The 7,002-nt window shown below is 31.1% G+C and carries 6 protein-coding genes; 1 reads left to right on the plus strand and 5 read right to left on the minus strand.

Annotation, left to right across the window (positions count from 1 at the left end):
* Positions 1-1,470, minus strand: a 1,470-nt coding sequence (locus ACTG3S_RS05620; protein WP_439128387.1) for a CocE/NonD family hydrolase, incomplete at its 3' end; no start/stop codon positions are given.
* 317 nt (positions 1,471-1,787) lie between these two features.
* Here ACTG3S_RS05620 and ACTG3S_RS05625 point away from each other — a divergent pair.
* Positions 1,788-3,755, plus strand: coding sequence for a YgiQ family radical SAM protein (locus tag ACTG3S_RS05625; protein WP_439128388.1), 1,968 nt, complete (start codon positions 1,788-1,790; stop codon positions 3,753-3,755).
* 19 nt (positions 3,756-3,774) lie between these two features.
* On the opposite strand, the gene ACTG3S_RS05630 is transcribed toward ACTG3S_RS05625, so the two are convergent.
* The 4 genes from ACTG3S_RS05630 to ACTG3S_RS05645 form a co-directional block, all read right to left on the minus strand.
* Positions 3,775-4,422, minus strand: a complete 648-nt coding sequence (locus ACTG3S_RS05630) for a hypothetical protein (RefSeq protein WP_439128389.1) — start codon at positions 4,420-4,422, stop codon at positions 3,775-3,777.
* A 117-nt stretch (positions 4,423-4,539) separates the two neighbouring features.
* Positions 4,540-5,118: a hypothetical protein gene (locus ACTG3S_RS05635; RefSeq protein ID WP_439128390.1), complete on the minus strand. Its 579-nt coding sequence runs from the start codon at positions 5,116-5,118 to the stop codon at positions 4,540-4,542.
* A gap of 416 nt (positions 5,119-5,534) precedes the next feature.
* Positions 5,535-6,428, minus strand: coding sequence for a dienelactone hydrolase family protein (locus ACTG3S_RS05640; RefSeq protein WP_439128391.1), 894 nt, complete (start codon positions 6,426-6,428; stop codon positions 5,535-5,537).
* Between the two features lie 31 nt (positions 6,429-6,459).
* Positions 6,460-7,002 (minus strand): PAS domain-containing protein (locus ACTG3S_RS05645; protein WP_439128392.1); only part of this gene is annotated, 543 nt, incomplete at its 5' end.

A 7,002-nucleotide genomic window follows, 5' to 3' on the forward strand; every position in this document is an offset into this window, starting at 1 on the left:
GGTAAAATCTTCGGTTAAAACATCGGTTTCAAAAACCAAAACATCGGGTCTTCTTGCTGCAAAACGTTGGTCGTCTGTCATGTATTTACGAGGTGTAAAAACCGTTTTTATATCTTCTGAATAGGGTACAGGACGTTTTATGTCACTTATAAACTTAATCGCTGTTGTAGATTTTTTTTCTGAAGTTAATGCTTGATTTTCTGATAAAAACCAATTTTCTTTTACCACGTTTTTTGGAGGCCAAGAATTGTAAGATTTCCATTCTTTTTTACCAGAATCAAAAACATACGCTTCTGGTAAACCAGAATTTTTATCGGCTTTTCCTTTTAAGAAGTGATTAAAGAATTTTGTTTCAATCTCTGTTTGAAACTTTAAAGAAATAGAATCGCCAAAGTAATAATTACCCACATAGTTTTTTACGCCAGAACTTGCCCAACGTCCATGATCCCAAGGACCAAAAACCAAGGTATTGTAATTATCTTTGCCATGTTTTTCGATGGCTTTATAGGTTTCTAAAGGGCCATATAAATCCTCTGCATCAAACCAGCCACCTACAACCATAGTTGCTACAGAGCTTGGTACTTTATCTAAATGCTGAATAATGCCTTTGCTTTGCCAAACAGAATCGTAGTTTGGGTGCTCTACAATTTCTTTCCAGAAAAAATCGTCTATTTTTTCCTTACTCTCCCCATTAGCAACATCTAATTTATCATATTGAAAATATTCGTTTAGGTTTTTCAAAGGGCCTTTGTCTAAGAAAAATTGATATTGATCTTGAGATTTCATTTTTGGAAATGAGTACCAAGCAGAATCTGTTGGAGTATCTTTGTAAGTTCCAAAAAGAGAAATAGCTCTAAAATAACTTAATAAAAAAGCGCCATTATGATGAAAATCATCAAAGAAGAAATCGCCAATACAAGCTTGTGGAGAAGCTGCTTTTAGAGCAGGATGCGCATCTATGGTAGAAACGGTTGCATAATGTCCAGGGTAAGAAATTCCCCAAGTACCTACATTACCGTTATTATTTGCTACATTTTTTACTAACCAATCAATGGTGTCATAGGTATCTGAAACTTCATCAGATTCGTTTTCTTTTTTATTAGGAATATATGCGCGCATGTTGTCATAAACACCTTCGCTCATCCAACGTCCACGAACATCTTGATAGACCACAATATTGCCTTCTTTCATTAAATGCACATTTGGGCCAATTTTTCGTTTCATTTTTCCCTCTCCATAAGGTGCAGAACTGTAAGGCGTTCTTTGCATTAAAATAGGATACTCCTTAGAAGTATCTTTTGGAGAATAGATAGTTGTATGCAGTTTTACACCATCTCTCATAGTAATGTCTACTTCTTTTTTGGTGTAATTATCAGAAACATACGTATTTTTTTTAGGTTCACTTTCTTTTGTTTTACAAGCAGTAAAGGCTAAAAAACTAACAATTGTAAAAAGGATTATTTTTTTCATAATGAAGATTGATTAATAACGTTAAATCTACGAAACTAAAAACAGTTGATAAAAATTCTTTTGTTAAAATGATTTTTGTTTCAAAAATTTTGAAAGGGAAGATTATAAAGTTAGCTGATAGAAATACTTTTTCTTTTTCACATAAAATTGGCAAACAATTTTAACCTAGATTGAACGGTTTGTTTGAGCTCTCACGCTTTTGGGCGTGAAGCGAGTAGTGAAAGCTGAAAATAGCTTCATAAAAAAAGAATTTTAATGTTTTTAGTTTTTTTATTTTAACATTTTAATCCATAAAAAAACTTGTATTTTTGCAAACTATGCAAGAAACTAAAAAACATCAACTAACCGATTGGTTACCAACTACAAACAGAGAAGTTAAAATTCGTGGTTGGGATGCATTGGATGTAATTTTATTTAGTGGAGATGCGTATGTAGATCACCCATCTTTTGGGCCAGCTGTAATTGGTAGAATTTTAGAAAGTTATGGTTTACGAGTGGCAATTGTACCACAACCCAATGTGAATGATAATTTACAGGATTTTGAAAAATTAGGTAAACCACGATTGTTTTTTGCAGCCACTGGTGGTTGTATGGATCCTATGGTTTCTAACTACACAGCTAGTAAAAAAAGACGTGATAAAGATGCTTATACACCCAATGGTGATAAGGGTTTTAGACCAGATTATGCAACGTCTGTTTATAGTAAAATTTTAAAAGAAAAGTTTCCTGATGTACCTGTTTTAATTGGTGGAATTGAAGCTTCTTTAAGACGTGTTACGCATTACGATTATTGGTCTGATAAATTAATGCCAACTATTTTAGAAACCTCGAAAGCAGACATGTTGGTGTATGGAATGGGGGAGCAGCCTTTGCGTGAAATAGTTCAATTATTGCAAAAGGGTGTACCGTTTTCTAGTTTAAAAAATATTAAACAAACGGCTGTTTTAATAAATAAAAAGGAAGAAAAAATTCCGGTTATTAATGGTTGGGAAGATGTAACCATTAATTCTCATGATGCTTGTTTACGTGATAAAAAAACGTTTGCTTCGAACTTTAAAACCATAGAGCAAGAATCTAATAAATTAAAAGCAAGAAGAATTTTTCAAGAGGTTGGAGAAAGAACTTTGGTGATTAATCCGCCTTTTCCAACCATGACAGAAGCAGAAATTGATGGTTCTTTTGATTTGCCTTATACACGTTTACCACATCCAAAATATGACAAACGAGGCCCAATACCTGCGTTTGAAATGATAAAATTTTCCATTAATATTCATAGAGGATGTTTTGGTGGCTGTAGTTTTTGTACGATTTCTGCACATCAAGGAAAATTTATTGCAAGTAGAAGTCAGGAATCTATTCTAAAAGAGGTAGATAAAGTAGCAAGTATGCCAGATTTTAAAGGATATTTGTCTGATATTGGTGGGCCTTCTGCAAATATGTATCAAATGAAGGGAAAAGTACAATCTATTTGCGACAAATGTGTGGCGCCTAGTTGTATTTCGCCAGTAATTTGTAGTAATTTAGATACGTCTCATAAGCCTTTAACGGAGTTATATCAAGCAGTTGATAAACATCCAAAAGTAAAAAAATCTTTTATTGGTAGTGGCATTAGACATGATATGCTGGTGCCAGAATTCAATAAAAATGCAGATGCTAAAGAGTTAGATGCTTATACAGAAGAGGTTATGACTAAACACGTATCTGGTCGTTTAAAAGTGGCTCCAGAACATACTTCTGATCCTGTTTTAAAATTGATGCGTAAACCTTCTTTTACTTATTTTCATAAGTTTAAAGAGCGTTTTGATAGAATTAATATCAAGAAGAAATTGAACCTACAATTGATTCCGTATTTTATTTCTAGTCACCCAGCTTCTGAAGTAGAAGATATGGCAAATTTGGCGGCAGAAACTAAAAATATGGGCTTTCAGTTAGAGCAAGTGCAAGGTTTTACGCCAACTCCAATGACAGTTGCAACTGTAATTTATTATTCAGGCTATCATCCTTATACTTTAAAACCAACAAAAACGCCTAAAACTAAAAAGGAAAAAGAAGATCAACACAAATTTTTCTTTTGGTATAAAAAAGAAAACAAAGCGTGGATTAGAAATACGTTGAATAAAGTTGGAAGACCAGATTTATTGAAGGTTTTATTACCAGAAAATAATTCTTGGAAAAAGAATAAAAAAGCAAAAGAGGTAAAAAATACTTTTGATGATGCTGTGCCATTTAACAGAAGAAAAAAGAAGGTTAGTAGAGCACCTAAAAGGAAAAAAAGCAGAAGATAGTTTTTCTTTACTATTCCTATTAATTTTTTGGAGGTGTTATTTTTATTTCAACAATATCTTCTTTTTGATGTCTTATCAACTCCAAATCTTTATCTTTTTCTCTCCATGAAGGAACCTCTACATCTTTTGTTATTTCAAATTTTTTAGAGATAACTTTAGTTTCCGTATTGTTTTGAGGTAATCGATAGTATTCGTTTGTTTTTATTGCATTAAACCAACCATTTGGAATCCAGTTTAAATTTGGATTTGGAAGGTTGGCGTTGTTGTATTTACCACCAGAAAAAGCGTATAAAATATCAAAAGCACTATTCACACAATTTCTACCAAAAAGATTATATGGTTGTCTAGAAACCCAACTTACAATTTGGTCTGCATATTTTGGATTAGGAATTACACCATCTGTAACGGTTAAATATTTATAATAATCATACTCAGCATTGTAATGCTTCATATTCGAAAAATAGCGTAAAGCCGATTGTAAGTTGGCTACTTTAACTGCCCAAAATCCATTGATGTCATTTCCCCACTCTGTACCTTCTACAGCGCCTATACACCATTCTCCATTTGGATATTCGAAGCCAAAACCAACATGTCCTAAGATGGGTTGGCCTAACAAGACATCTGGCCTATGAGGACAAATGGTAACTATGGCATTTGCTTTATTCATAATTTTTAATTTTTATTAAAAAGTGGGTAATTTCATTTATTAAAAAAAATATTTTATTACCAGAAAATAATTCTTTGAAAAAATAAAAAAACTACAAAAGATGAGGCAGGACTTAAATTAAAAAGGAAAAAGTATACCTGCTGAAAAATAATTGGACCTTATAGAAACTTCATTACTATCTCCTTCGGATGCTAAACTATGAAAATACTGTAATCTTAAACGTATAAAAATTACTTGAAACTCTAAGTTTGCAGCTAGCCCATAATCAAAATCTTTGACAGAATCACTGATGTCTAATCCATCTAAATCTGCAGATAATAAACTACTACCATAACCACCAACCGCAAGAGATTTAAAAAAACTTAAATCATAGGTGTCTATTCCATTGACTAAATTAAACATAAGGGGAACTTTTACTTCTGTTACATTTAGAACTTCATTTTGTATATCTATATCTATAGAATTAAAATGAGGTTCAATACTTAAAGCATAATTTAATTTAGAGTTATTAATTTGACCAATTCTAAATCGATACCCTAACCCTGCGCTATATCCATTATTAAAACTAGCATTTTCATTAAGGATTTCTGTAGTTCCTGAAAAGTGATAACCTCCAAATGGAAAGAAACTTGAAGATTGGGCATTTATAAATAAGCTTGTAAATAAAAAGACAAATAAGTAAAATGTAGATTTCATTGTTAAAATATTTTTTAGCTAAGATAAAAAAATATTTTTTTTTAGATTCAACCTAAGTTGTAAGTCTTAAATCTTAGAAAATATGCATCGTTTTAATTTAGTTTTTGTAGTTCTAGATTTTTTCGTACTTAAATATTTATAAAATATTCATTCTAGAGCTAAATCAAGTTTACAGTTTTAAATGAAATAAAAAATATTTCTTAAAAATACTTGTTTTTAAAACAAAAGAGATGTTTAGAAAAAGTAGTAAGATTTAAGTTATGTTTTTGCTAGTATTCGAATACTATTGAGTTCTGTTTTATAATATCTTTTGATATCTGTTATCCTTACTTACTTCATTTTCTATTTAGGAGTCAAGTGTTGCTAATTTTAGTTTTTTGTATTTAAATATTGCATTTTGTTTTGCTTCTTTTGTTTTATGAGCTCTTAACATGCTTTTTAAAAAAAGCAATAGTTCTTTCCCAGGATAAATCAGCAGCTTCTTTATCAAACCTTGGTGTGGTGTTGTTATGAAACCCATGGTTTACTTTTGGGTAAAAATGTGCTTGATAATCGATATTATTTTCTTTTAGTACTTTTTCAAATGCTGGCCAACCTTCGTTTACTCTTTTATCTAAACCAGCATATTGTAATAATAAAGGTGCTTTAATTTTTCTAGCGTCTTCAGTTTCTGGTTGTCTGCCATAATAAGGGACTGCAGCTTTTAAATCGGGTAACTTTACAGCCATCATATTAGAAATATATCCGCCAAAACAAAAGCCAACAACACCGATATTTCCATTACAATCTTTATGATTTTTTAAATACTCATAACCCGCAATAAAATCTTCTAACATTTCGTTTCTGTCTCTTTTTCTCTGTAAAGCCCTTCCATCATCATCATTTCCTGGGTAACCACCTAAAGGGGCTAAAGCATCTGGAGCTAACGAAATAAAGTTCTCTAAAGCCACTCTTTTACCAACATCTTTTATATACGGATTTAGACCTCTATTTTCATGTACTACTAAAACACCCGGTAATTTACCTTTAGTGTTTGAAGGCTTAGAAAGCAAACCGTTCATTTTTTTTCCACCTTTTGGAGACTCATAATGTACGGTTTCTGATACAACTCTTGGGTCGTTTTCTTTAATGACCAATGTGTCTTTATAGTTGGGTGAAATAAAGCTTAATAAAGCAGGTAAGGTAATGGCTCCTACAGCAAATAAAGAAAGTTTTTGTAGAAATTCTTTTCTATCAATTTTATTATGTGCATAATCATCATATAAATCAAATACTTCTTGGCTAATGTCTTCTTTTTTTAGTTCTTTCATAATATTTGTTTTCATATGATTTTTAAGTAATTTAAACTGCTTTTTCTAAGGCAATGTAGTGTGTGGTTTCTTCATTATAAAGAGGAAAAACATTTAACAAACACTTATAAGGAGTATTGTCTTCTCTATAGTTTATTACAATTTCTTTAAAAGGTTTATCATTTTGTAAACTTTTACGAATTCTTTTTCTTGTAGCTTCACAAGTTTGTTTGCCTTGTAAAAAAGAAGGTTTTTTGTCTTTTGCAAAGTTTTTGCTATAACCTGTCATTTTTTTAAAACCGTCATTAACCCAAATAATTTCTTGGTTTTTATTGGTAATTACTAAGGCTTCAAAATCTTCTTTTTTGAAAATAAGTTCTAAATTATTTTTCCAATTAAATTGTTTCGCAAATTTTTGTACTGTTTTCACATCGTTTTGTTTTGTTATTTTTTCCATTTCACTTTGAAAAAAATTTGTGTAAAAATCAAAACTTTGTAAAGGCAGTTTTATGGCATCTGATGGCGTAAGAAGATGTTTAATTTGACCGTATTCTTTTTTTGTTTGTGTAGATAGAAAAAGATCTAAACATTGCAT

Origin of the sequence: Polaribacter sp. (assembly GCF_965656025.1) — a bacterium.
Taxonomy (GTDB): domain Bacteria; phylum Bacteroidota; class Bacteroidia; order Flavobacteriales; family Flavobacteriaceae; genus Polaribacter.